Source organism: Streptomyces sp. NPDC039736 (genome assembly GCF_055596485.1).
In genome coordinates, this window is record NZ_JBVIUQ010000006.1 from 531,666 (window position 1) to 554,727 (window position 23,062).

Sequence of the window (23,062 nt, forward strand, 5' to 3'; positions counted from 1 at the left end):
TGGTGTCCGGGGTGCCTCCGCTCTACTCTCGCCCCCATGGAGCTCGAAGTCCGCCACCTTCGTGCACTCGTCGCGATCGCCGACGCGGGCAGCCTGCACAAGGCCGCCCGCGCCCTGGGCATGAGCCAGCCCTCCCTGACCACCCAACTGCGCCGCATCGAGAACGCGGTCGGCGCACAGCTCTTCTCCCGCCGGCGCACCGGCTGCCGCCCCACCCCGCTCGGCCAGTCCCTGCTGAGCCGGGCCCGCCCCCTGGTCGACGGCATGAGCGAGCTCATCACCGAGATCCGCGCCGAGTCCGCCCGCGCGCTCGGTTCCGGTCCCGTCCTGCGCATCGGCTCCACCGCGAGCCGGGTCGTCGCGCTGTGGCTGCGCAGACTCAGACTCAGACTCCCCGACGCCGACCCCACCCTGCACGTCGACGTCTCCGCGGAGGCCCTGCTCGCCATGGTCGCCGCCGGCGCCCTGGACGTCGCCTTCGTCCACGAGGTCGAGGGCTGCCCGCTGCGGCTGCCGCCCGAACTGGAGTTCCGGGTCCTCCTGGACCGCGAGCCGCAGTTCGTCTGCCTCTCCCTCGACCACCCCGCCGCCGCGTCCCCGGTCGTGGACCTCGCCGACCTCGCGGGCGACCGCTGGATGGTCGACCCGAGCGTCGACGGCGAACGCGACGGCCTGCGCCGGGTCCTCAACGAGGCGGGCCTCGACCCGCCGCTCCTGCACGGCGACTACCTCACGGCCTCCTCCCTCATCGTCATCGGCGAGGCCGTCGCCCCCTGCCAGCCCACTTCGGGCCCGCGCGACGACATGGCCATCCGCCCGCTGCGGGGCGACCCCCTGGGCGTACGCCTGCTGCTCGCGGCCCGCCCGGGACTCCCCGAACTGCCGCTGCTCTACGCCGACCTGGAGGCCGCCTACCGGGACGCGGCGCTGCGGGCGCACGGGTACCGGGAATGGCTGGAGCGGGCGGGGAGCCCGCTGGTGGGGGCGTGGACCGGGGTGGGCGCCGCGCGTACGTGAACGGGGCCCCGCCACGACGGGGGAACGTGGCGGGGCCCTCGTACAGGCAGGTGCCCGGCCTCCGGCGGAGTCATGCGCGGCTCGACGGAGAACTTCCCGCTCCCGCCCGGCCCGTTGATCCCGCCGGGTGCGGGGTAGCCGCGAGTGTCATGAAGGCGAATGGAATGCGGTTGCTGATGTGGCTGGCCGTGCTGGTGGAGCTGATGGCGGTCTTCCAGCACGACCTGATGGGACGGACGTGGCAGGAGGGGTTCGCCGTCGGCGGGGCCTGCGCCCTGGTGGGCCTGTGCGCGGCGCGCGTGACCGGGCGGACCCCGGCCCGCTGAGCCGGCTGCGCGCCGGGGCCCGGCGCTCCGTACGTCAGGGCCTGCGCAGCAGGGTGATCCCGTCCTGGCGCACGACCTCGACGTACCCGTGCTGCCGGTACAGCCCGAGCATGTGCCGCGAACGCTCCACGGGGCACGGCACCTTGACGGTCGGATCGGTGCTGTCGAAGACCACCCAGCGCGGCGGGTGAGCCGGAAGGCCGGTCGGCAGGGACTTCGGGTCGGGCCCGGTCCCGTAACAGACGAGACTGACGGTGGTCCGCGAGGTGAGGAACGGGGCCAGCCGGTTGGAGGAGGCGACGGTGTCGCCGTCGGGGATGCGCTCCAGGACCTGCCGGGCGACGGCGACGTGCCCGGGGGTGCGCCAGGCGGACGGCCGTACCAGGTCGTGCAGCGGGTAGACGGCGGCGCACACGGCGGTGAAGGCGGCGCAGAAGCCGAGCGCACGCCGTCTGCGCGGGGCCGGGAGCAGGTCCTTGCGCCGGCTCAGCACGTCCACGAAGCCCGCGAAGAGCACCGGCATCAGGATCGCGCTGTAGTGGAACCCCGGCGTCCAGTAGTGCTCGTTGCCCGCGAGGAACCGCCACCCCAGCGTCGGCGCACACAGCAGCAGCAACGGCGAGCGCACCCCGACGAAGGCGACGGGCGCGGCCAGCATGAACACCAGCAGCCACTTCATCGGCGGCCACACCAGCCCCAGCGCCAGCGACAGCGGTCCGCCGCCGCTCGCCCCCTCCTCACCGGGCAGCTGTCCCCAGTACGCGAAGGCGCCGCTCGGGTTCACCGCCGGAAGCAGCACGAGTATCTCCACCGCGCTGCCGACGACCCCGAGCACCATCACGGCCACCCCGAGCCCGAGCGGAGCGTCCTTGCGCCCGCCGCGCACCGCCTGCCAGACGATGTACGCCCCCACCGCGGCCAGCGTCAGCCCCAGATCCTCCTTGACCAGCAGCAACGGCGCCGTCCACAGCACCGCGGCCCACCACCGGCGCTGCCCCAGCGCCACCGCGCCGAAGGCGAGCATCGGCACCGCGAACGCGATCTCGTGGAAGTCCTTGGCCGCCGCCGAGACGATCCCCCACGAGGCGCCCGTCCCGCACCCGACCACGAGCGCGGCCACCGGCCCGACGGCGCGGTGCGCCCACCGGGTCAGCGGCCAACAGGCGAGCGCGAGCAGCGCCGCCTGCGCCACCAGCAAGGTGTACGGGCTCGGGAACACCCGGTAGAAGGGCGCGAGCAGCACCAGGATCGGATGGAAGTGGTCCCCGAGCAGGTTGAACCCGGGTCCCTTCAGCTCCACGACCGGCGCCCGCCCGTGCGCGTACGCCCGCACCGCCTGCTCGAATATCCCGATGTCGAAGCCGCCGTTGAGCCCCTGCCGGTGACGCAGGACCGCGACGACCGAGTAGAGCACGAAGAACACCCCGGTGAGGGACCAGCCCAGGGCCCGCGCCCCGGGCAGCCGGGTCCGCAGCGCGGCACGCACCCGCGCCCCCCGGCCGTCCTCGGCCCGGGGCCCCGGTATGCGTCCGGTCCCTGGGCTCCGTACCGCTGACTCCACGACGATCCTCTCCACGTCCGGCTGCGCGTCTCGGCCGGGCGGTGGGATTCCCGGACTCCTGCTGGAGGCGGCCCGTGCCCGGACCCGCCTCACCCCCGGCAAACCTAAGGCCACGCCCTGACGGCCCCCAAGCCCGGCCCCCGGGGTGCCAGGTGCGGCGGGCCGTCGCCCCGGGCTCGACATCCGAAGGCCCCGGAACGACCGCACCCGGCCCGCCTCGCCCGCCCCGAGGGGCGGACGGCGGACCGGGTGCGGTCGGGAAACGGCCGGGCCCGGGCGCGAACCCGGCCGGCGAGGGGAGGCGTCAGGCCTTCTTGGTCTCCCAGAAGATCCGGTCGATCTCGGCGATCAGCTCGAGGGCCTTCTCGCCGGTCTTCGGGTCCGTGGACGCCTTGGCGGCCGAGAGGGCCTTCAGGGTGTCGTTGACGAGCTGGTGCAGCTGCGGGTACTTCTCGAAGTGCGGGGGCTTGAAGTAGTCGCTCCACAGCACCGAGACGTGGTGCTTCGCGAGCTCCGCGCGCTGCTCCTTGATGACGACGGCGCGCGCCTGGAAGTGCGCGTCGTCGTTGGCGGCCATCTTCTCCTGGACGGCCTTGACCGACTCGGCCTCGATGCGGGCCTGGGCGGGGTCGTACACGCCGCAGGGCAGGTCGCAGTGCGCGCTGACCTTGACCTTGGGGGCGAACAGGCGGGAGAGCATGTAAATCGCATCCTTCCTCGTGATCGTCTTCTCAAGAGGGGAGATTACTCCGTGGAAGGTGGCTTTTCGCGAGTGCCCCCATGGGCCTACGTCAAAAGTCCGGGGTCAGTATGGGACCGGGGGCGGTCAGGGATCGGGACGAGGAGGTGCCGCAGATGGCGGACTACGGGCAGGGGCAGCCGCGCGAGCAGGGGCTGCCCGCGAGCTTGCTGCCGTTCGGGAGGGCCGAGGTGACCGGGCTGTCCATGGTGCCCACGCTGCGGCACCGGGACCAGGTGCTGGTGCACTGGGGCGCCGCGGTGCGGGCGGGTGACGTGGTGGTGCTGAGGCATCCGTTGCGGCAGGACCTGCTGGTGGTGAAGAGGGCGGTGGAGCGCAGGGAAGGGGGGTGGTGGGTGCTCGGGGACAACCAGGACGAGGAGGTCTCGGACTCCCGGGCGTTCGGGGTGGTGCCGCCCGCCCTGGTGCTCGGGCGGGTGCGGGCGCGGTACCGGCCCGTGCGGGCCGGGCGTCAGCGGTCGGTGGGGGTGGTGCTGTCGTGGCTGGCGGGGGCGGTGCGGCCGGTGTGGGCGGACCGGTCGCTCTCCAGGCGCTTGCGGGCGCGGTAGGCGGCCACGTTCGCGCGCGTGGCGCACCGGTCGGAGCAGTAGCGGCGGGAGCGGTTGGTGGAGGTGTCCAGGTAGGCGTTGCGGCAGGGCGCCGCCTGGCAGAGGCCGAGGCGGTCCGGGCCGTACTCGGTGACGTGGAAGGCCAGGCCCATCGAGGCCGTCGCGGCGAAGCCCGCGGTCGCGTTCGACGGGTGGTCGGCGAGATGCATGTGCCAGTCCGGACGGCCGTCGGAGGTACGGGTCTCGTGGCCGGAGATCTGCGGGCTCACCGGGAATTCCAGGAGGAGGGAGTTGAGGAGGTCCACGGCGAGGGTCTCGTCGCCCGTGTCGGCCGCCTCGAAGATCGCACGCAGCCGGGTGCGTACGGAGCGGAAACGGGTCACGTCGGCGTCGGTCGCCCGGCGGGCGGCCTGCTGGCTGGAGCCGAAGAGCTCGCGGACCGCCTCGACGGAGGTGAGCGTGTCCTTGTTGCGGGCGGGTTCCTCCGTGTTCACCAGGCGCACGGCGTAGTCCGCGTAATAGGCCAGTTCCACTTGTAGTCCTTACCGGGGCGGTTTAGTCTCGATACGAGCGCTCAAAGTAATGGGCGATTGTCAGGCTAGGGTATTACGGAGGGGTGGTTCTCGTGGTGGACGGGGCGGACGCGGGGCGGATTCCGCAGGGCTGGAGCGAGTGGCAGGCGAGCTGGGACCGGCAGCAGGAGTGGTACATGCCGGACCGTGAGGAGCGGTTCCGGGTCATGCTCGACATGGTGGAGGCGTTCGTCGGGCGCGAGGCCCGGGTGCTCGACCTCGCATGCGGTACGGGAAGTATCACGGGCAGGCTGCTGGAGCGGTTCCCGGACGCGAGGAGCACGGGCGTCGACCTCGACCCGGCGCTGCTCGCCATCGCCCGCGGCACCTTCGCGGGGGACTCCCGCGCGGAGTTCGTGAGCGCCGACCTCACCGACCCGGCGTGGCGGGACAAGCTGCCGTACGACCGGTACGACGCGGTGCTCACCGCCACCGCCCTGCACTGGCTGAGGCTCGGCCCGCTCGCGACCCTCTACGGACAGGTCGCCGAACTCGTGCGCGAGGGCGGGGTGTTCATGAACGCGGACCGCATGAAGGACCTCACCACCCCGCGCATCAACGCCGCCGAGCGGGCGCAGCGGCACGCGCTCATGGAGCGCACGAAGGGGGACGCGGGCGTGACCGACTGGGCGGGCTGGTGGCGCCTGGCGGCCGCCGACCCGGAGTTGGCCGTCCCGACCGCCGAACGGTTCGCCGTCTTCGGTGAGCACGCGGACGGTGAGACCCCCTCGGCGGAGTGGCACGCCTCCACCCTGCGCGCGGCCGGCTTCGCCGAGGCGCGGGCGGTGTGGGCGTCGCCGTCGGACGCGCTGGTGCTGGCGGTCAAGTAGGCCGGGCACGTCGCCCGGGTCGCGCAGGTGACGTGTCGGACCAGCGAGGAGGGGCGGTACGGGACCGGTCCCGCACCACCCCTCCTCGTACACCGGCACCGGCGGAGCGCTACAGCACCTTCGACAGGAACGACTTCGTCCGGTCGTGCTGCGGATTGGTCAGTACGTCGCGCGGGTGGCCGGACTCGACGACCACGCCCTCGTCCATGAAGACCAGCGAGTCGCCGACCTCCCGGGCGAAGCCCATCTCGTGCGTCACGACGATCATCGTCATGCCGTCCTCGGCGAGGCCGCGCATCACGTCCAGCACGTCGCCGACCAGCTCCGGGTCGAGCGCGGAGGTCGGCTCGTCGAAGAGCATCAGCTTCGGCTCCATGGCGAGCGCGCGGGCGATCGCCACGCGCTGCTGCTGGCCGCCGGAGAGCTGCGAGGGGTAGTTCCTCGCCTTGTCGGAGAGCCCGACGCGGTCCAGCAGGCGCTCGGCGCGGGCCCGGGCGACGGCCTTCGTCTCGCCCTTGACCTGGATCGGCGCCTCCATGACGTTCTCGATCGCCGTCATGTGCGGGAACAGGTTGAACCGCTGGAAGACCATGCCGATGTCGCGCCGCTTGCGGGCGACCTCGCTGTCCTTCAGCTCGTACAGCTTGTCGCCCTTCTGCCGGTAGCCGACCAGCTCGCCGTCGACCGACAGCCGGCCCGCGTTGACCTTCTCCAGGTGGTTGATGCAGCGGAGGAAGGTCGACTTCCCGGAGCCGGACGGGCCGATCAGGCAGAACACCTCGCGCGGGGCCACCTCCAGGTCGATGCCCTTGAGGATGTGCGCGGCGCCGAAGGACTTGTGCACGCCCTCGGCCTTCACCATCGGGACGGTGGAGTTCTTCGTCGTGGTCATCGCATTGCTCCCGCGCGGTTGCCCAGCGAGGCCAGGTTCGCCTTGACCTTCTGGAACGGGGTGAGCGGCAGCGCACGGCTGGAGCCGCGCCCGTAGTACCGCTCCAGGTAGAACTGGCCGATGGAGAACAGGGTGGTCAGGATCAGGTACCAGGTCGCCGCGAGGAAGAGCATCTCCACCGCCGCGCCCGAGGTCTGCCCGATGTCCTGCGCCTGGCGCAGCAGCTCGGCGAACTGGACCGCCGAGACGAGCGAGGTCGTCTTCAGCATGTTGATGACCTCGTTGCCCGTCGGCGGCACGATCACCCGCATCGCCTGCGGGATGACCACCCGGCGCAGCGTCTTCGCGTGGGTCATGCCCAGCGCGTGCGACGCCTCCGTCTGGCCCTCGTCGACCGCGAGCAGACCGGCCCGGCAGATCTCCGCCATGTACGCCGCCTCGTTCAGGCCGAGGCCCAGGAGCGCGGTGAGCAGCGGGGTCATGAAGACCGACCAGTAGTCCTTGTAGATCGGACCCAGGTTGATGTACTCGAAGACCAGGCCCAGGTTGAACCAGACCATCAGCTGTACGAGGACGGGCGTGCCGCGGAAGAACCAGATGTAGAACCAGGCGATGGAGGAGGTCACCGGGTTCTTCGACAGGCGCATCACGGCGAGCAGGATGCCGCCGACGATGCCGATCGCCATCGACAGGAAGGTCAGCAGCAGGGTCTGGCCCATGCCGCTGAGGATCCGGTCGTCGAAGAAGTAGTCCGGGATCGCGCCCCAGTTGATCCTGCCCCCGGCGAACGCGGAGACGATCGCCGCCAGCAGGGCGAGCGCGACGACCGCGGAGACGTACCGCCCGTAGTGCCGGACCGGGATCGCCTTCAGCGGCACGGGGGTGGTGGCCGGGCCGCCCGGGGACGGTACGGAGTCCTCGGGGCCCTTCTTGTTCATGTCAGCTGTCACAGGTTGTGCCTCTCAGCGCCGAACGGGACGTTGGGCGGGTGGTACGGGGATCGCGGGGTGGTGCGGGGGTGCGGGATCGCGGGGGTGCGGGGGGCGCGGGCGGTGCCGGGTCGTGGGCGGCGGGAGATCCGGGCCGACGGAACGCGGGGCCCGGGGGGCCCGGGACGCGTGGTCCGGGTCGGCCGGGACCGGTCACGCCGGCTCCGCAGCGGTCGGCTCCGATCACGCCGGGTCCGGAACGGCCGGCTCCGGTCACCGGAACCGGGACGCCGGGTCCGGCCGGCGGGGGCCGGGCGGCCGGCCTCGGCGGGCCCGATCCGCGCGGCCGCTCCGTAACGCGTCCGAAGCCGTTCCGAAGCCTGCTCCGAAGTCGTTCCGAAGCCGCTCACGCGACGAGCTCCGGGCGCCCGATGGACCCTGGCCCGGGCCCGCGCCCGGCCCGGACCCGGGCCTCGCCCGGACCCGGGCCCCGCCCGGACCCGTGCCCCGCCCGGACCCGTGCCCCGCCCGGACCCGACCCGCTCACCGCCCCCGCGCGTCGACGGTCAGGAACCGCCGTTGACCTTGACCTCGGTGATCGCGCCGCCCTCGCCGCCCCAGTTCGCGAGCGCCTTCTTGTAGTCGCCGTTGGCGATGATCGCCTTCAGCGCCGCCTCGATGGCCTTCGTGAGCTCCTTGTTCTGCTTGGAGACCGCGATGCCGTACGGAGCCGCGTCGACGTCCTCGCCGACCTTCTCGAAGTCGTTGCCGCCGCCGGAGGTCTTCACCGCGTACGCCGTCACCGGGGAGTCCGAGGAACCGGCGTCCGCGCCGCCCGAGCGCAGGCGGGTCTGGGCCTGCTGGTCGTTGGTGAAGGCCTCGATCTTGATGGCGCCCTTGCCGCCCTTCTCGCACTTCTCGGACTGGGTCTTGGCCAGGTCCTCGGAGACGGTGGTGCGCTGCACGACGAGCTTCTTGCCGCACAGGTCGTCCCACGTCTTGATGCCGTTGGACTTGCCCTTCTGCGTGTACAGGGAGACGCCGGCGGTGTAGTAGTCCACGAAGTCGACGCCCTCGCCGACCTTCTTGCCGTTCTCCATGCCCTCCTGGCGGTCCTTGGTGTCGGTCATCGCCGACATCAGGATGTCGTAGCGCTTGGCGCGCAGACCCGTCACCAGGGCGTCGAAGTCGCCGTTCTGGAACTCGAACTTCACCCCGAGCTGCTTGCCCAGGGCGGCGGCGATGTCGGGGTCGATGCCGACGACCTTGCCGTCCTTGTCCTTGAATTCCACCGGGGCGTACGAAATGTCGGAGCCGACCTTGATGACGCCCTTGGCGGCTATCTCCTTGGGCAGCAGGTTGGCCAGCGGGGCCCCGGAGGTCTTGCCGTCACCGCCCGCGGCGGGCTCCTTGGCCTTGGTCTGGTCGCCGCAGCCGGTCAGTACCAGGGCTCCGGCGACCGCGAGGGCGCCGACCGCGGCCATGCGGGAACGTGCGGCAGAGCGGCGGGGGGTGCGAGCGGTCATGGGGGTCCTCCGGCAGACGAGGGTGAGCGTGCGGGCGGCCGGGTCTTCCCCGGACGCCTGGTGCCCGGACGAATTCGGGCAGGTCGCGAGGGCTGAGCACGCGGCTCTGGGTGGCACGACCCGGACGCGACCAGGTGTGATGTCGGCATCTTGCCATTCGGACCCGGTCATGAAGGGGGCTGGCCATGTCAAAATCAGATAACGGGTGATCCCCGAACCTCAACAGGCCGGTACCTGAAGGCCGGACCTTCTGCGGAGCAGAGGCCGTACAGCCGGAGAAACTGCGGCAAGTCTCGCGATGCGGACACAAAAGAAGTCGCAGAACAGGACATGTCCTGGACTTCCGCGGAACTTGTCCGACATGGTGGTACGAGTCCCCCCAGACCTCCTCGCGCCGCACTCGCGATCGGCCACAGCGGGGCGGCCGACCCGGAATCGGACTCGTCGTCGGTGCGTTCGGTCCGGTAAGAAGGATCCTTACACCCCTCATCCGGGGCCCAGGGCGCGTGTGCGGCGCGCCCGCGCGTTCGCACCTCCCCCTGGCCGGGGCGGGGCCGACCGCTCTTCACGGAGCGGACCTGCCCCCCTTGACAGGGCGCGGACGCGGACCCGCCCACCCCTCCTCAACCAGGAGTGGCCACCCTCAACTGATGAAGACTTAAGGGGTCTGAAGAACATGGCAGCGGAGATCGTCAATTCCGAGACCGGCACGGGCGCAGGGCTGGATGAGCCCTTCGACCCGGCCTTCGCGCTCCACCGGGGCGGAAAGATGGCCGTGCAGGCCACCGTCCCCGTGCGCGACAAGGACGACCTGTCCCTCGCTTACACGCCCGGTGTCGCCAAGGTGTGCACCGCGATCGCGGAGCAGCCGGACCTGGTCAACGACTACACCTGGAAGTCGAACGTCGTCGCCGTCGTCACCGACGGCACGGCGGTCCTCGGGCTCGGTGACATCGGCCCGGAGGCGTCCCTCCCGGTCATGGAGGGGAAGGCCATCCTCTTCAAGCAGTTCGGCGGCGTCGACGCCGTCCCGATCGCGCTGGCGACCACCAACGTGGACGAGATCGTGGAGACCGTCGTCCGCCTCGCCCCGTCCTTCGGCGGGGTCAACCTCGAAGACATCTCGGCTCCCCGCTGCTTCGAGATCGAGGACCGGCTCAAGGAAGCCCTCGACATCCCGGTCTTCCACGACGACCAGCACGGCACGGCCGTCGTCACCCTGGCCGCCCTGCGCAACGCGGCCCGCCTCACCAACCGCTCGCTGAGCGACCTGCGCGCCGTCATCTCGGGCGCGGGCGCGGCGGGCGTGGCCATCGCCAAGTTCCTCCTGGAGGCCGGCCTCGGCGACGTCGCCGTCGCCGACCGCAAGGGCATCGTGAGCCGCGACCGGGACGACCTCACCCCGGTCAAGCGCGAGCTGGCCGAGCTGACGAACAAGGCGAACCTGTCCGGCTCCCTGGAGTCCGCCCTCGCGGGCGCGGACGTCTTCATCGGCGTCTCCGGCGGTACGGTCCCCGAGCCCGCCGTCGCCTCCATGGCGGCCAACGCCTGCGTGTTCGCCATGGCCAACCCGAACCCCGAGGTCCACCCCGACATCGCGCACAAGTACGCGGCGGTCGTGGCCACGGGCCGCTCGGACTACCCGAACCAGATCAACAACGTCCTCGCCTTCCCGGGCATCTTCGCGGGCGCCCTCCAGGTGCGCGCGACGACGATCACCGAGGGCATGAAGATCGCCGCCGCGAACGCGCTGGCCGACGTCGTGGGCGACAAGCTCGCCGCCGACTACGTCATCCCCTCCCCGTTCGACGAGCGCGTCGCCCCGGCGGTCACGGCCGCCGTCGCCGCCGCCGCCCGCGCGGAGGGTGTGGCGCGCCGCTAGCCGCGTTACGTTATGGGCCGCGCCCGTGTCCCCGGTGCGGGGGGCACGGGCGCGGCCCGTGTCCGCGCGGGGGCACGGCGGGCGGGCCGCCCGGGCGAAGAGCACGCGAGCCCGGCGGACGACGCCGTACGACAGCGGATGAAGACGGACGACAGCGGACGATGCCGGACGACGGCGGACGAGGACGGTCGGAGCGGCGCGACGCGGCGCGGGTCACACCCGGGAGCGGTTCCGCCGGGCCCCCGACGGGGCCTATCGTCACCCCATGTTCGCCGCCTACGCAGCCCGCATCGACCGTGACCAGCCGCTGAACGGCCTGGAGCTGGGGGAGCGCCCGGAGCCCGAAGCGCGGCCCGGGTGGACCACCGTGACAGTGAAGGCCGCCAGCCTCAACCACCACGACCTGTGGTCGCTGCGGGGGGTGGGCATCACCGAGGACGCCTTCCCGATGATCCTCGGCTGCGACGCCGCCGGTATCGACGAGGACGGCAACGAGGTCGTCGTCCACTCCGTCATCGGGGAGACCGGGCACGGCGTCGGCCCGTACGAGAAGCGCTCGATCCTCACCGAGAAGTACCAGGGCACCTTCGCCGAGCGCGTCACCGTGCCCACCTGGAACGTCCTCCCCAAGCCGAGCGGCATCAGCTTCGAGGAGGCCGCCTGCCTGCCCACCGCGTGGCTGACGGCGTACCGGATGCTGTTCACCAACGCGGGCGTGCGCCCCGGCGACGCGGTCCTGGTGCAGGGCGCGGGCGGCGGCGTCGCCACCGCCGCGATCGTCCTCGGGAAGGCCGCCGGTCTGCGGATGTACGCCACCAGCCGCGACGAGGCCAAGCGGAAGCGGGCCGTGGAGCTGGGCGCGGTGGACGCCTTCGAGCCGGGCGCGCGGCTGCCGCAGCGGGTCGATGCCGTCATCGAGACGGTGGGGGCGGCCACCTGGTCGCACTCCGTCAAGTCCCTCCGCCCGGGCGGCACACTGGTCATCTCGGGCGCGACCAGCGGGCAGACCCCGTCCAACGCCGAGCTGAACCGGATCTTCTTCCTGGAGCTGAGGGTCGTCGGCTCGACGATGGGGTCGAAGGACGAGCTGGAGGACCTCCTCAACTTCTGCGCGGCCACCGGTGTACGTCCCGTGATCGACCGGGTCCTGCCGCTGGACCGCGCCCGGGAGGGCTTCGAGCGGATGGCGGGCGGCGAACTCTTCGGAAAGATTGTGCTCACCGGGTCTTGAGAGTCCCCGGGGGCACTGTTTGGATCGCCGGCACCTGACTTGCGAGTGACCGGCGACGCCGGACGGCCGAGGAGTGCCCCCATGCGCAGCAGCACGTACGGAAGATCCCTTGTTGTCGGTGCGAGCTGTGCGGCCCTGCTGGCCGGCCCCGCCGCGCACGCGGCGGAGCGGAAGCCGGCGGCCGAGCCCGCCGTCCCCCGGCTCACCGACGACCGGGGCCGCACGATCACCCTGCGCGGCTGGAACGTCGAGGACAAGACCAACCGGGGCGACCAGGCCCTCACCCTCGTCACCGAGAAGCACTTCCGCGACATGAGCGCGCAGGGCTTCAACTTCGCGCGCCTGCTCGTCTATTGGGACGACATCGAGGCGGTGCGCGGCAGGTACAGCGAGGCGTACCTCCGCAAGGTCGACCGCATCCTGGGCTGGGCCCACAAGTACCGGGTGAAGGTCCTCCTCGACGGCCACCAGGACGTCTTCGGCCCCGCCTTCGGGCACCGCGGCATCCCGGAATGGGCGACCCGCACGGACGGCCTCCCCTTCACTCCGAACCCCGACGACTGGTTCTCGGAGTACTTCCAGCCCGCCGTGCAGCGCGCGTTCACCCACCTCTACGAGGACGAGGACCTCCAGCAGGCGCAGGCGAAGGTCTGGCGGCTGCTCGCCGACCGCTTCGGCGACCACCCCGCCGTCTTCGGCTACGACTTCCTGAACGAGCCCATGGGCGAGCTCAAGGAGGGCGAGGACCTCCCCACGGCCGCCCGCCGTATCGAACGCGACCAGATCACCCCGATGCACAACCGCCTCGCGGCGGCGGTCCGTTCGGTGGACGCGAAGAAGTGGCTGTTCGTCGAACCGACCCCGATCGTCGGCGAGGGCGTGCCGACGGGCCTCGGCCGGATCAAGGACCCGAAGAAGAAGGTCGTGTACGCGCCGCACTTCTACAACACCGCCATGGAGGCGGGCGCGGACTACGACCCGGCCGACGGCTGGATCGAACGCTACGAGGCCGCCGTCACCCAGTACCCGAAGCGGTACGGCGTCCCGGTCGTCGTCGGCGAGTGGGGCCCCCTGAACAACGACGGCCCGAACATGGGCGCCTTCTACCGCGACGCCCTCGCCTCCTTCAGCCGCTACAGCTCCGGCTGGGCGGGCTACGTCTGGTGCTACGGCGGCGGCTACTGCGCGGTCGACGCGTCGGGCAGGCTGCGCGGCCACAAGCAGCAGACCGCGGCCCCGTACGCGGCGGCCGTCGCGGGCCGGACGCGCTCGGAGACGTACGCGAACGGTACGTACACCTTCTCCTACGAGCCGTCCGCGCGCGGCGGCGCGGGCGCGGAGATCTCGGTGCCGCCGGACGCGAGGGGCTGGCGGGTCCGGGTGAGCGGCCGGGGCTGGACGGCGACACGGGGGGTCGCGCCGGGCCGGGCGGAGCGGGTACGCGTGCACGGCCTCCCGGGCGGCCAGGTCACGGTGACCGTCCAGAAGCGATAACCACCGCGCCCCCGCACACCGTCGACGCCCCCAACCCCAACGCACCCGCACGGGCTTACCCGGCGATGCGCCCCATTCAGGGGCGCGGGGAACTGCGCGACCAGCCACGACGCACCTGCACGGAACCGTTCCCCTTGGCCGCGCGGCGAGCGCTTTAGGGAAAGGGGCGGGTCCGGGGCCTCTCTGCCTGAGCAGAACGAGGCTGAGGCGTCCGGTACCGGGGTTGGATTCACAGCTCTGGCAGGGTCGCGCGTCCGGCGCAGGCGCTTGCGCAGGGGGCGGTACCCGGGTGGGCCGGGAGCGGAAGGGGCCGCCCCCTTGCCCGCCCTCCCCCAAGCTCTCGGCTTCGCTCGAGCAGGGGGTACCCCCCTCGCCCCCTTGGGGCGGCCCCGTCGCCCAAGGGGGCGGGGGCGGAGGGCGGCTGCGGTGCCCAAGGAGGCTCGGAAGGAAGGTGCGGGGCGGCTTGTCAACTGGGGTTGACGGGAGAGGGTCGTCAACGTACATTGACGGATATGAGCGAAGCAACCGATCTCGCCGCCAGGGCGGGAGACCAGGACCCCAAGGTCGGGCTCCGCGCAGTCGTCGCCCTGCGACGCCTGCTGGAGCAACTGGAGGCCGTACAGGTACGGGGCGCTCGCAACCAGGGCTGGTCCTGGCAGGAGATCGCCGCCGAACTGGGCGTCAGCAAGCAGGCCGTGCACAAGAAGCATGGGGGTCGATGATGTTCGAACGGTTCACGGAGAGCGCCCGCCGTACGGTGACCGGCGCGGTCGCCCAGGCCGAGCGGCTCGACCACCCCCAGGTCACCGAGGAACACCTCCTCCTCTCCCTCCTCGACACGGCGGAAGGCCGCGCCTACTTCGCCTTCACGGCGCTCGGCGTGCGCGACCGCCGCACCGACATCGAAGCGGCACTGGCGGCGGCCCGCCGCAGGGGCGGCATGTCGAAGGCCGACACGGACGCACTCGCCGGCCTCGGGATCGACGTGGACGCCATCGTCGCCAAGGTCGAGGAGACGCACGGGCCGGGCGTGCTCGGCCCGGGCGCCCCCGAGGCCGAACCCGCCCGCCGCCCCCGGACGCGGCGCAGGCGGGCACTGCTGGACCACCGGCCGTTCACCCCGGGTGCGAAGAAGGTGCTGGAGCAGTCGCTGAGGGTGGCGCTGGGCCGGGGCGACAAGTACATCGGCGAAGAGCACCTCCTCCTGACGCTGACGGTGCGCCCGGGCGTCGTCTCGGAGGCCCTGACGGACTTCGGGGCGGGGTACGGGGACGTGGAGCGGGTGATGTTCGGGAGCGACGGCGAGTAGCCTCGCCACCCGCTCGGAACGGGCGTTGTCGGACCCGACCGCTATGGTCGGTCGACAACGCTCGTTTCGTCGCTTTGCGGGAGGTTCGTGGTGGTGGCAGATCCGGTTCCGGTTCCGGTGGAGTTCGTGCCCGCGGGCCGGGCGGTCGCGGAGCCGGTCACGAAGGTGGGCGGCCGGCCGGTGTGGCTGGACGCCCCCCAGTGGCCGCTCTCCGCGGAGTCCGGCGAACCGATGGAATTCATCGGCCAGTTCGAGCTGCCGGGCGACCGCCTGGCGTACGTCTTCATGACCGGGGACGCCTCGGACACCTTCGCCCCGGACGGCGGGGAGAACGCGGTGGTCGTGCAGCCGGGCGGCCGGATGCCGCCCTTCGTCGCAGGCGTACGGGAGTTGACCTCCGGCCCCTCCGTCGGGGACGACCACCTGGCCGTACCGGGAAAGCCGGACGAGGACGGGGAGACCTGGCAGTTCCTCGGCGGTCCGGGCGTGGAGCCCCTGTGGCTCCAGGGCGAGGAGACACCGGGGGAGGAAGCGGGGGAACCATGGACCCTGCTGGTCCAGCTCGACGCGACGGCCCTGCCGGTGGACGTCGACTTCGGTGACGCGGGCATCGGTTACGCGTTCCTGTCCCCGGACGGAGGCGAGGGCCGCTTCCTCTGGCAGTGCGCCTAGAGCACACCCTCCCGCGCCGACCGGCCGGAGAAAACCGGGTGCCGCGGGGCGTCCCGGTGATGTTGGGTGCGGAGTCATGACGATCGTTGTGAACGAACCCGGCGTCGACGGGCTGACCGAAGCCGTGGACGCGCTCCGTGCCTGGCAGGACGACCGGACGCCGTTCCAGCTCCACCCGGGAGACCTCGGCTGGGCGTGGGCGCTGGGCGCGGAGAAGGTGGCCGCCGCCGTCCGTACCTGGAGCGCGGACGGGCGGATCGTCGCCGTCGGATACCTGGACGGCCCCGATGTGCTGCGCCTGACGACCGCGCCGGACCTGCGGCAGGACGAGGCTCTGGCGCGGCAACTGCTGGCGGACTTCAGCGACCCGGGGCGCGGAGTGCTCCCGCCCGGAGAGGCCGGTCTCGAGGTCCCCACCGGAGCCCTGCTCCGCGAGGTCCTCCTGGAGGCGGGCTGGAATCCGGGCGCACCGTGGACGCCGCTGCGCCGCGACCTCACCGCTCCGGTGGAGGACTCCGGGCTGCGCATCGAGGTGGCCGGCCCGCGGACGGCGGCGACACGGACCGCGGTGCACCGCTCGGCCTTCGGCAGCCCGATGTTCACCGAGGAGGTCTGGCACGTCCTGGCGGCCGGACCGGTGTACGCCGACGCCCGCTGCCTGATCGGCTACGACGACCGGGGTGACGCGGTGGCCGCGGCGACGGTCTGGTCGGCCGGCCCCGGAAAGCCCGGCCTGCTGGAGCCGATGGGCGTGCACGCCGACCATCGCGGCCGCGGCCACGGGACGGCGATCAGCGTCGCCGCCGCGGCGGCGCTGCGCGAGATGGGCGCGTGCAGCGCGCTCGTCGCCGCCGAGGGCTCGAACGCGGGTGCCGCCGCCACGTACAGGGCCGCCGGATACGAGCCGTCGCCCGAACGACTGGACATCGTCCGGCCCGCCTGACCGTCAGGCGGCGGCCCTGCGGGGACCCCGGCTGGCACTTGACCTCAATCTCGGTTGACGTAGGGGAGTCCTCGCGTCGAAGTCCGACGTGCGCGGCGATCTCGGCGACCCCGCGTCGCTGGGTACGGCCCTGGAGGCCGTCGTGCAGGACACCATGGCCAACAGCGTGAACCTCGAAGACCACGAGGACATGGCGGGCTACCTGCACGCCTACGAGGCGCTGCGGTCGGCGGCCCTGACGCCGGACCGGAGTCTCACCTTCATCCGGCAGTTGATGAACGGCATCGCCACGGAGAACGAGGAAACGTGAGCGAACAGCAGATCGTCACCCCCCTTCGCGAAGTCGACCCACTCCGGGGGAGCCTCTGCCGACGAATGCGTGGAGGTCGCGCGGACGGCCGACGGGGGCCGGGCTGTACGGGACACCCAGTTCCATGACCCCGCCGCCTGGGGCGACTTCCTCACCGCGGTGAAGGCTGACACCTTCCGCTAGCGCGTACTGTCCCGAGCCCGGCTCAGTAGTCACGGGGCGGGTCGGGCACGACAACCGCACCGGTCACCGTGTCCACCCGTACCGCCCGCTCGGCCCTGCCGCCCGTGCCGACGTTCACCAGCCACAGCGGACGCCACAGACCGCCCACCTGCTCGGCCAGCAGGAAGCCCGGGCCGGTGGCGGTCCACCCGCTCGCCGCCTCCGCACGCCGCTGCGCCTCGGCGCGGCTGAGGCGCGGGGCGGGGAGGGCGGGGTCGGGGGCGAAGCGGGTGGTGAGCGCCATGAGGTTCCCGTTCCGGGCGAGGGTGAAGTCGAGGCGCATCGGCATCAGGACGTGGTGGCGGTAACGCCGGTAGCTGGCCAGTACGGGGCCGTTGCCCGGGCCGAGAGGTTCGATCCGGGGCTGGAGCCCGTGCGTCTGCCCGGAAAACCAGCGTGCGCCGAACTCCGCTGCTCGTGCCCGCAGTTGACGTACGTTCAGCGAGCCCCGGGTGCCCTGGTGATCGTAGGACTCGGCCGAGAAGATCCTGCGGTGGTCCCAGTCCAGCTCGGTTCGGCCCTTGTCGGTGTAGACGGCGATCCGCAACGGCTGCTCGCCGAGCTGCGGAGTCTGCTGGACGTTGATGACGCGGGCCTGCGGTCCGAAGAGGGCGGTGGAGGTCGCCCGGGCCCAGTCGGCTTGGGCGGGGGTCAGGTCCTGGCCGTCGGAGAGGCCCGTGACGGGGGTGATCGCGCTGTGGAAGAGTGCCAGTACGGCCAGGGCCCCGCCCGCGGTGAAGGCCGCGCCTCGTACGACCTCGCAACGGGGGAAGGCCCCGGCCCGATCACGTACCACGAGGAGAAGCGCACCAGCGCCCCAACCTGCCCCAGCACCAAGGCAGTTGAGGCCGAGGTCGATGAAGGTGCAACTGCGCCCGAGCGGCAGCAGCGCCTGAGCGGCCTCCACGCCGGGAACGACCAGGCAGGTGACGCCGAGAGAAGTGAGCGGACGTCGGGTGGCGAGTACGAGCAGCAGGCACGGGAGCAGGAAGATCACCGCGTTGAGCTGTCCCGGGACCGTCTGCAGCGCGCCGTGCAGGGAGGTACCGGTGGCGCACACCCGTTCCACCGGAGCGGTGTTGCGCCCCGGTGCGAGGGTGACCGCGAGCGCGCCGGCGAACAGGACCGCCGCCGCCGACGCGAGGAGTGCGGACCGGCCCCGGGCGCGGGCCCACAGGGCGGCAGGTGGACCGACGAGTACCGCCAGAACGAGGAAGAAGACGGTCACACCGGGCAGTGCGTTGACGGAGGCTTCGATCACGGGGGCTTCCCTGAGCAGGAGAAACGCCCGGCACCGGGGACGGGGGTGCCGGACGGGAGGAGGCGGCGGTGGTGAATCAGCAGGGGTTGAGGGGCGGAGCCCAGTACCGCCCCTGGGTCTTCTCCGCCAGACCGCCGACAGCCGAACAGGTGGCGGGCACGCATCCTGCCATCAGGCCGACCGCAACACTCTTCCATCCTGCCAAGAAGTCCTCCATGTTCTCGCTCTTGAACGGCTGGGACACATGAAGGCAGGACGGCAGAATGCCGGTCCATCGCATCCGCCAACGGCTCGCCCTGAAGGGTGAATTAGTCGTACGACCCTGACCCGGCCGATCGCGAAGTGTGTGGCTCTGAGCGGTGTCACCGCAGCAGAGACGCTCGGCCTGGCCGGTCGAGCCGTGCGACGTGGGACGAATATCCGACGCTCGCGCGGAATAGGACACCTTCCTGGCGAAGTGTCCTATTCCTCAACGCACACCTGGCTGAACCTCTCTACATTCCGCAGGAGAGGCCCAGCGACTGGTTGTAGAAGGTGGTGTCGCTGCGGCGAAGAGGCTCGGACTGTCTTGCACTGATCAGGTGGAACGTTTTCCCTTGTTCGCCCAGATCCCTCCTGCGAACATGTATCCCAGAAGGACGAGTAGCAGGACGACTCCAACAGTCAGTCTCAGCCCGTACGCCTGCCCCTGCATCCACGTGAGAACAGGCCAAACAATCAGCCCGAAAACGACAAGGCCACCGATAAATACTGCTAGTCGTGCCGAATAATTCTCCACCTGTAACCTTTCTGCTGACTGTGGGTGGATGAGCGCCCCCACCCGCAGCTTCAGATCTGCTGGTCCAACGCCTTACTTCTGGCCGCATTCGCAGCGAAGGCTGCCTTGCCCCGCCTTTGCAGCAGCTCCGAGCCCACCTGCTACAGCCCCCCCCCACCATGCCACCCAGACTCAGCATGCTTGAGGGGCCGAGGCGATTGACGGGGCCGCCTTCGGCGTACAGGCACGGGTTCTCCTCCTGGCCCGGCGGGTTCGGCAAGGTGAACCCGCTGATGCGGGGGTCGTAGTACCGGGCGCCGTAGTGGTAGAGGCCGGTGGGGTCCTGGTAGCCGCCGGCGAACCGGTAGGGCTGGGGGACCTTCTGGGTGAAGGTGCCGTCGACGCCGCGGGGGCTGTAGCGGTACTCGTTCACCTTGGCGCCGGTCTCGTCCGCGAGCGCGAGGACGGAGCCGAGTGCGTCGGTGAGGTAGTAGTACGGCTTGCCCACGGTCGTCATGGAGTTCAGGGTGCCCCCGGGCTCCCGGCTGAATCCCATGTCCCCGGACGGGTCGGTTCCCGAAGAGGCCTAGTGGTGTGTAACCGGTATCCGCCCAGGCCCTCGTGATGCGCGGGTGGACGGTCGAGGCGCGGAGCCGACGGCACCAACGACAGTGCCAGAGGCACCGCCCACCCTATGAGTCTGAAAGCGAGAGATTGCCGTCGCCGTCGTAGATGCAGGTGACCGTGGTGGAGAACTCCGTCATGCGGTCCCGGTGGAAGGATCCAACCAACTGGGCTACTGGCTGCTCCTGGATGTGCCCCGCTCCTCGGTCGTCTGAGGAGCGGGGCACGGTGCTGCTTACCAGAAACCGGGAGTCCCTACTTCTTTCGGCTCTTCGCGGCGAATGCGACTATTACGCAGAGCACCACGACTCCGATGAGAATCCAGACGGGTACCCCTCCCAGTCCCTTGTAGGACATGGTCACCAAACTCTGAGTCGCCGTCATCAGTAATCCTCCCATGCCATCTGGCAGTCAGTAGTTGTCAGCTTGTGGCAGCCTCGTAGGCTGCGTTCGTCAGCTCCCCAACCGCCATCCCGCCCACTGCACACGGGACGGCACCTGCTCCGCTCGTGAGGGCGGCGCAGCCAGCAGTGAACACTTTGTCTGCGGCGAAGCTGAGAGCTGTTCCCGCCGCTTCCTTGTACCGGCCCTCAGCCATCTGAGCACCGAATTCCCCGACGGCGAGAATGTCTGACGCCGTCCCGAGCTTCTTCATCGTTTTTCCTGCGAAACTCTTGAGGCTAAGAGTCCCGCTGGGGTCGATGCGGTTGACCGGGTCGCCTTCGGCGTAGAGGTACGGGTTCTTCTCCTGGCCGGAGGGGTCAGGGCTGGTGAAGCGGCCGATGCGGGGGGCGTAGTAGCGGGCCTTGAGGTGGTGCGGGCCCGTCGGGTCCTGGTAGCCGCCCGCGAAGCGGTAGCGCTGGGGTACTTGTTCGGTGAAGGAGCACTCGACGCTGTCAGGGCTGCAGTGGTGTCCATGCATCTTCGCGTCAGTCTCGTCCTCACCGTCACATGCGACGCTCGCAGTTGCTCACTCACACTGCCGGTCGGAGCTCTTGTTGACCAATCTGCAGCGCAGCAAGGTGTGGTGAAAACATTGCGTTTTCACCACACCTTGCCTGTGCTCTACATGCTTCAGCGGCGTCGCCGGGCCCTATTGACGAGCACCACGGTCAGTGGGCCGACGACGAGCCCAATGGCTGCACCAATCAGAACAATGGTGAGAGTGCTCACTTCCGAGCCTCCGCTTCTGCTTTGAAATCTACTTAAGGAGCTGGTTCAGGGTCGATGTCACCGCACCACCAGCGATTCCGGCGGCTCCGCCCCCGGCGGCTCCTATGAGGCAACCTCCCACTGCACCGACTGCCGTACCACCAGGGCCTGCAGCAGTCCCGACGATGGCGGCTGTGACTGCGCCTCCGACACAGCCCGTCACAGTGCCACCTATAGTGCCGATCAGAGTGTCGACACCGAGGTCCTTGAAGCTGAAAAGGCCAGTCGGGTCGATGCGGTTGACGGGGTCGCCTTCGGCGTAGAGGTACGGGTTCTTCTCCTGGTCGGAGGGGTCAGGGCTGGTGAAGCGGCCGATGCGGGGGTCGTAGTAGCGGGCGCCGTAGTGGTAGAGGCCGGTGGGGTCCTGGTAGCCGCTGGCGAACCGGTAGGGCTGGGGGACCTTTTCGGTGAAGGTGCCGTCGACGCCGCGGGGGCTGTAGCGGTACTCGTTCACCTTGGTGCCGGTTTCGTCGGCCATGGCCAGGACGGAGCCCAGTGCATCGGTGAGGTAGTAGTACGACTTGCCCCCGGTCGTCGAGGAGTTGAGGGGCCGGGTTCCCAGAGGAGTACTGTGTATCAACAAGACGCATAACTGAGTCGGTTGTCGAGCGCATGGCATGGACCTGGCTTGACCCGTTTGATGTTGCACACGCGGTCGTGGCTGTGGCTCCGACGCATGCGATGCGCCGGAGCCACTTGCAACGCTGTCCTACCTCGGGTTCGTAGGCGACTGGCGGTTCCTGCGCTCTTTGTAAGCGTCATGCACCAGCGTGCCAACGAAGAGGACGGGGACCCAGATCAGGGCAGCCCACCCTGCAGAGGTGGCTGACTTCGATAATGGGGTGCCTGCCAACAGGTAGAGGAGCCCAGCGATCGAACCCAGTACGATGGCCGCGACGATTGACACCATTAGGCGTTCGACCGTACCGGTCCTCTTGTCACCCATACTCTTTCCTCTTTTCGAACCGGTCGGACAGCTGCCTCCTATTCAGGGAGGGCAGCCCCTACTCCAAAGCACTTGCCGAGCTGCTTCAATTCATGTCCCCACTCGTTATCGTGGGGCTCATCGTCAAAGGACTTGACGGTATAACACACAAGCCCGAACTGCGCCCCGCCCTTGATGGGGCCAGCGGCCTTTTTGCCGAACGACGTGACGGCCTTGCAAGCGGATTTAAGGAAGCCGGGGCAACTGAGCGATCCCGTAGGGTCGATGCGGTTGACCGGGTCTCCCTCGGCGAACAGATACGGGTTCTTCTCCTGGCCGGAGGGGTCAGGGCTGGTGAAGCGGCCGATGCGGGGGTCGTAGTACCGGGCACCGTAGTGGTAGAGGCCGGTGGGGTCCTGGTAGCCGCCGGCGAACCGGTAGGGCTGGGGGACCTTCTCGGTGAAGGTGCCGTCGACGCCGCGGGGGCTGTAGCGGTACTCGTTCACCTTCGCGCCGGTCTCGTCCGCGAGCGCGAGGACGGAGCCGAGTGCGTCGGTGAGGTAGTAGTACGACTTGCCTGCGGTCGTCATGGAGTTGAGGGTGCCCGAGGCTTCCCGGTTGAATCCCATGTCGCCGGTCGGGTCGGTCTTTCCGGCCAGGCCGAGGGGGCCGTTGTGCAGCGTGGTGTCGCCGTAGAAGAGGCGCTCGGACTGGTCGGTCGAGCCGTACAGGCCCGTGTACTTCTTCCCGGCCACGGTCACCGAGGTCTGCTGCGAGTGATCCGACCAGACCCCGCCCGTGCGGGCCCGCTCGACGCCGCTGGCGCCGTCGGTCTCGTTGCCCGCCTTGTCGTAGCCCCAGCCCGCGGTGGAGCCCGCACGCGAGATGAGCTGGGAGGCGTCGTTGTACGTCAGGGCGATGCCGGAGGGGCAGCCCTTCGCGGAGCCCTGGGAGGTGAGGTTGCCCGCTGCGTCGTAGCAGTACTGGTAGGACGCGGCGAGGGTGGTGCCCTTCTTCTCCTCGGAGTAGGAGAAGCGGCCCGCACTGTCATAGGTGTAGGTCTTGGCGAGACCCATGACGCCGTCGGTGGAGGTGCGGATCTTCGTGCCGTCCTTGGTCGCTGTGCCGGCGACGTAGGAGTAGGTGTACGAGGTGTTGGTGAGCGTGCCCTTGGGCGAGGTCGCCTTGATCAGGGTGGGGCGGCCGGACTTGTCCAGGGTGGTGTCCTGGACCGTGCCGCCGGGGTAAGTGGTCTTGGT

21 protein-coding genes and 3 pseudogenes are annotated in these 23,062 nt (G+C 70.4%); 13 read left to right on the top strand and 11 right to left on the bottom strand.

What is annotated here, in order from left to right:
- Positions 1-36 precede the first annotated feature (36 nt).
- Positions 37-1,017: a LysR family transcriptional regulator gene (locus ACZ56L_RS21875; protein WP_471065690.1), complete on the top strand. Its 981-nt coding sequence runs from the start codon at positions 37-39 to the stop codon at positions 1,015-1,017.
- Positions 1,018-1,166: 149 nt separating this feature from the next.
- Entirely contained in the window at positions 1,167-1,343 is a 177-nt protein-coding gene (locus ACZ56L_RS21880) for a hypothetical protein (protein WP_345228480.1), read from the top strand.
- A gap of 34 nt (positions 1,344-1,377) precedes the next feature.
- Here the strand turns inward: ACZ56L_RS21880 and ACZ56L_RS21885 are convergent, their stop codons facing one another.
- Both ACZ56L_RS21885 and sodN read right to left on the bottom strand, forming a co-directional pair.
- Entirely contained in the window at positions 1,378-2,829 is a 1,452-nt protein-coding gene (locus tag ACZ56L_RS21885) for a DUF2079 domain-containing protein (protein ID WP_468691438.1), read from the bottom strand.
- Between the two features lie 379 nt (positions 2,830-3,208).
- Positions 3,209-3,604 (bottom strand): superoxide dismutase, Ni, encoded by a 396-nt coding sequence (gene sodN / locus ACZ56L_RS21890; protein ID WP_189820622.1) that lies wholly within the window; start codon positions 3,602-3,604, stop codon positions 3,209-3,211.
- 155 nt (positions 3,605-3,759) lie between these two features.
- Between sodN and sodX the strand changes: the two genes are divergently transcribed.
- Positions 3,760-4,212 carry a nickel-type superoxide dismutase maturation protease gene (gene sodX, locus ACZ56L_RS21895; protein WP_345228478.1) on the top strand — a complete coding sequence of 151 codons (453 nt, stop codon included), beginning with the start codon at positions 3,760-3,762 and terminating at the stop codon, positions 4,210-4,212.
- On the opposite strand, the gene ACZ56L_RS21900 is transcribed toward sodX, so the two are convergent.
- Entirely contained in the window at positions 4,116-4,745 is a 630-nt protein-coding gene (locus tag ACZ56L_RS21900) for a CGNR zinc finger domain-containing protein (protein WP_345228477.1), read from the bottom strand. The genes sodX and ACZ56L_RS21900 overlap by 97 nt on opposite strands.
- Before the next feature lie 83 nt (positions 4,746-4,828).
- Here ACZ56L_RS21900 and ACZ56L_RS21905 point away from each other — a divergent pair, with 83 nt between their 5' ends.
- A complete protein-coding gene (locus tag ACZ56L_RS21905; RefSeq protein ID WP_471065694.1) occupies positions 4,829-5,614 on the top strand; it encodes a class I SAM-dependent methyltransferase in 786 nt (261 codons plus the stop codon).
- A gap of 109 nt (positions 5,615-5,723) precedes the next feature.
- Here ACZ56L_RS21905 and ACZ56L_RS21910 read toward each other — a convergent pair whose 3' ends face one another.
- From ACZ56L_RS21910 to ACZ56L_RS21920, 3 genes are all read right to left on the bottom strand, one after another.
- Positions 5,724-6,506: an amino acid ABC transporter ATP-binding protein gene (locus tag ACZ56L_RS21910; protein WP_401756034.1), complete on the bottom strand. Its 783-nt coding sequence runs from the start codon at positions 6,504-6,506 to the stop codon at positions 5,724-5,726.
- On the bottom strand, positions 6,503-7,444 hold the full coding sequence (locus tag ACZ56L_RS21915; protein WP_471065728.1) for an amino acid ABC transporter permease: 942 nt from the start codon (positions 7,442-7,444) through the stop codon (positions 6,503-6,505). Before ACZ56L_RS21915 ends, ACZ56L_RS21910 begins: the two co-directional genes overlap by 4 nt.
- A gap of 557 nt (positions 7,445-8,001) precedes the next feature.
- On the bottom strand, positions 8,002-8,961 hold the full coding sequence (locus ACZ56L_RS21920) for an ABC transporter substrate-binding protein (RefSeq protein WP_468691434.1): 960 nt from the start codon (positions 8,959-8,961) through the stop codon (positions 8,002-8,004).
- A 676-nt stretch (positions 8,962-9,637) separates the two neighbouring features.
- On the opposite strand from ACZ56L_RS21920, the gene ACZ56L_RS21925 reads away from it, so the two are divergent.
- From ACZ56L_RS21925 to ACZ56L_RS21965, 9 genes and pseudogenes are all read left to right on the top strand, one after another.
- Positions 9,638-10,843, top strand: a complete 1,206-nt coding sequence (locus ACZ56L_RS21925) for an NAD(P)-dependent malic enzyme (protein ID WP_345228473.1) — start codon at positions 9,638-9,640, stop codon at positions 10,841-10,843.
- Positions 10,844-11,108: 265 nt separating this feature from the next.
- Positions 11,109-12,074, top strand: a complete 966-nt coding sequence (locus tag ACZ56L_RS21930; protein WP_401756029.1) for a zinc-binding dehydrogenase — start codon at positions 11,109-11,111, stop codon at positions 12,072-12,074.
- Positions 12,075-12,155: 81 nt separating this feature from the next.
- A complete protein-coding gene (locus tag ACZ56L_RS21935; protein ID WP_471065697.1) occupies positions 12,156-13,568 on the top strand; it encodes a glycoside hydrolase family 5 protein in 1,413 nt (470 codons plus the stop codon).
- Between the two features lie 512 nt (positions 13,569-14,080).
- Positions 14,081-14,290: an RNA polymerase sigma factor sigma-70 region 4 domain-containing protein gene (locus ACZ56L_RS21940; protein ID WP_345228470.1), complete on the top strand. Its 210-nt coding sequence runs from the start codon at positions 14,081-14,083 to the stop codon at positions 14,288-14,290.
- Positions 14,290-14,877 carry a Clp protease N-terminal domain-containing protein gene (locus ACZ56L_RS21945; RefSeq protein ID WP_471065730.1) on the top strand — a complete coding sequence of 196 codons (588 nt, stop codon included), beginning with the start codon at positions 14,290-14,292 and terminating at the stop codon, positions 14,875-14,877. Before ACZ56L_RS21940 ends, ACZ56L_RS21945 begins: the two co-directional genes overlap by 1 nt.
- A gap of 93 nt (positions 14,878-14,970) precedes the next feature.
- Complete coding sequence (locus tag ACZ56L_RS21950) at positions 14,971-15,549, top strand: YwqG family protein (protein WP_345228469.1); 579 nt, start codon at positions 14,971-14,973, stop codon at positions 15,547-15,549.
- 76 nt (positions 15,550-15,625) lie between these two features.
- Positions 15,626-16,492, top strand: coding sequence for a GNAT family N-acetyltransferase (locus ACZ56L_RS21955; protein ID WP_471065699.1), 867 nt, complete (start codon positions 15,626-15,628; stop codon positions 16,490-16,492).
- A gap of 88 nt (positions 16,493-16,580) precedes the next feature.
- Positions 16,581-16,802, top strand: coding sequence for a Scr1 family TA system antitoxin-like transcriptional regulator (locus tag ACZ56L_RS21960; protein ID WP_468691426.1), 222 nt, complete (start codon positions 16,581-16,583; stop codon positions 16,800-16,802).
- Positions 16,803-16,841: 39 nt separating this feature from the next.
- Positions 16,842-16,985: pseudogene (locus ACZ56L_RS21965) on the top strand (DUF397 domain-containing protein); the annotation flags it as partial.
- A 22-nt stretch (positions 16,986-17,007) separates the two neighbouring features.
- On the opposite strand, the gene ACZ56L_RS21970 reads toward ACZ56L_RS21965, so the two are convergent.
- From ACZ56L_RS21970 to ACZ56L_RS21990, 5 genes and pseudogenes are all read right to left on the bottom strand, one after another.
- Entirely contained in the window at positions 17,008-18,285 is a 1,278-nt protein-coding gene (locus ACZ56L_RS21970) for a hypothetical protein (RefSeq protein WP_471065701.1), read from the bottom strand.
- A gap of 935 nt (positions 18,286-19,220) precedes the next feature.
- Positions 19,221-19,601, bottom strand: a pseudogene (locus ACZ56L_RS21975) (RHS repeat-associated core domain-containing protein); the annotation flags it as partial.
- A 486-nt stretch (positions 19,602-20,087) separates the two neighbouring features.
- Positions 20,088-20,588, bottom strand: a complete 501-nt coding sequence (locus tag ACZ56L_RS21980; RefSeq protein ID WP_471065703.1) for an RHS repeat-associated core domain-containing protein — start codon at positions 20,586-20,588, stop codon at positions 20,088-20,090.
- A 279-nt stretch (positions 20,589-20,867) separates the two neighbouring features.
- Positions 20,868-21,443, bottom strand: a pseudogene (locus ACZ56L_RS21985) (RHS repeat-associated core domain-containing protein); the annotation flags it as partial.
- Positions 21,444-21,862: 419 nt separating this feature from the next.
- Positions 21,863-23,062, bottom strand: a 1,200-nt coding sequence (locus ACZ56L_RS21990; RefSeq protein WP_471065705.1) for an RHS repeat-associated core domain-containing protein, incomplete at its 5' end; no start/stop codon positions are given.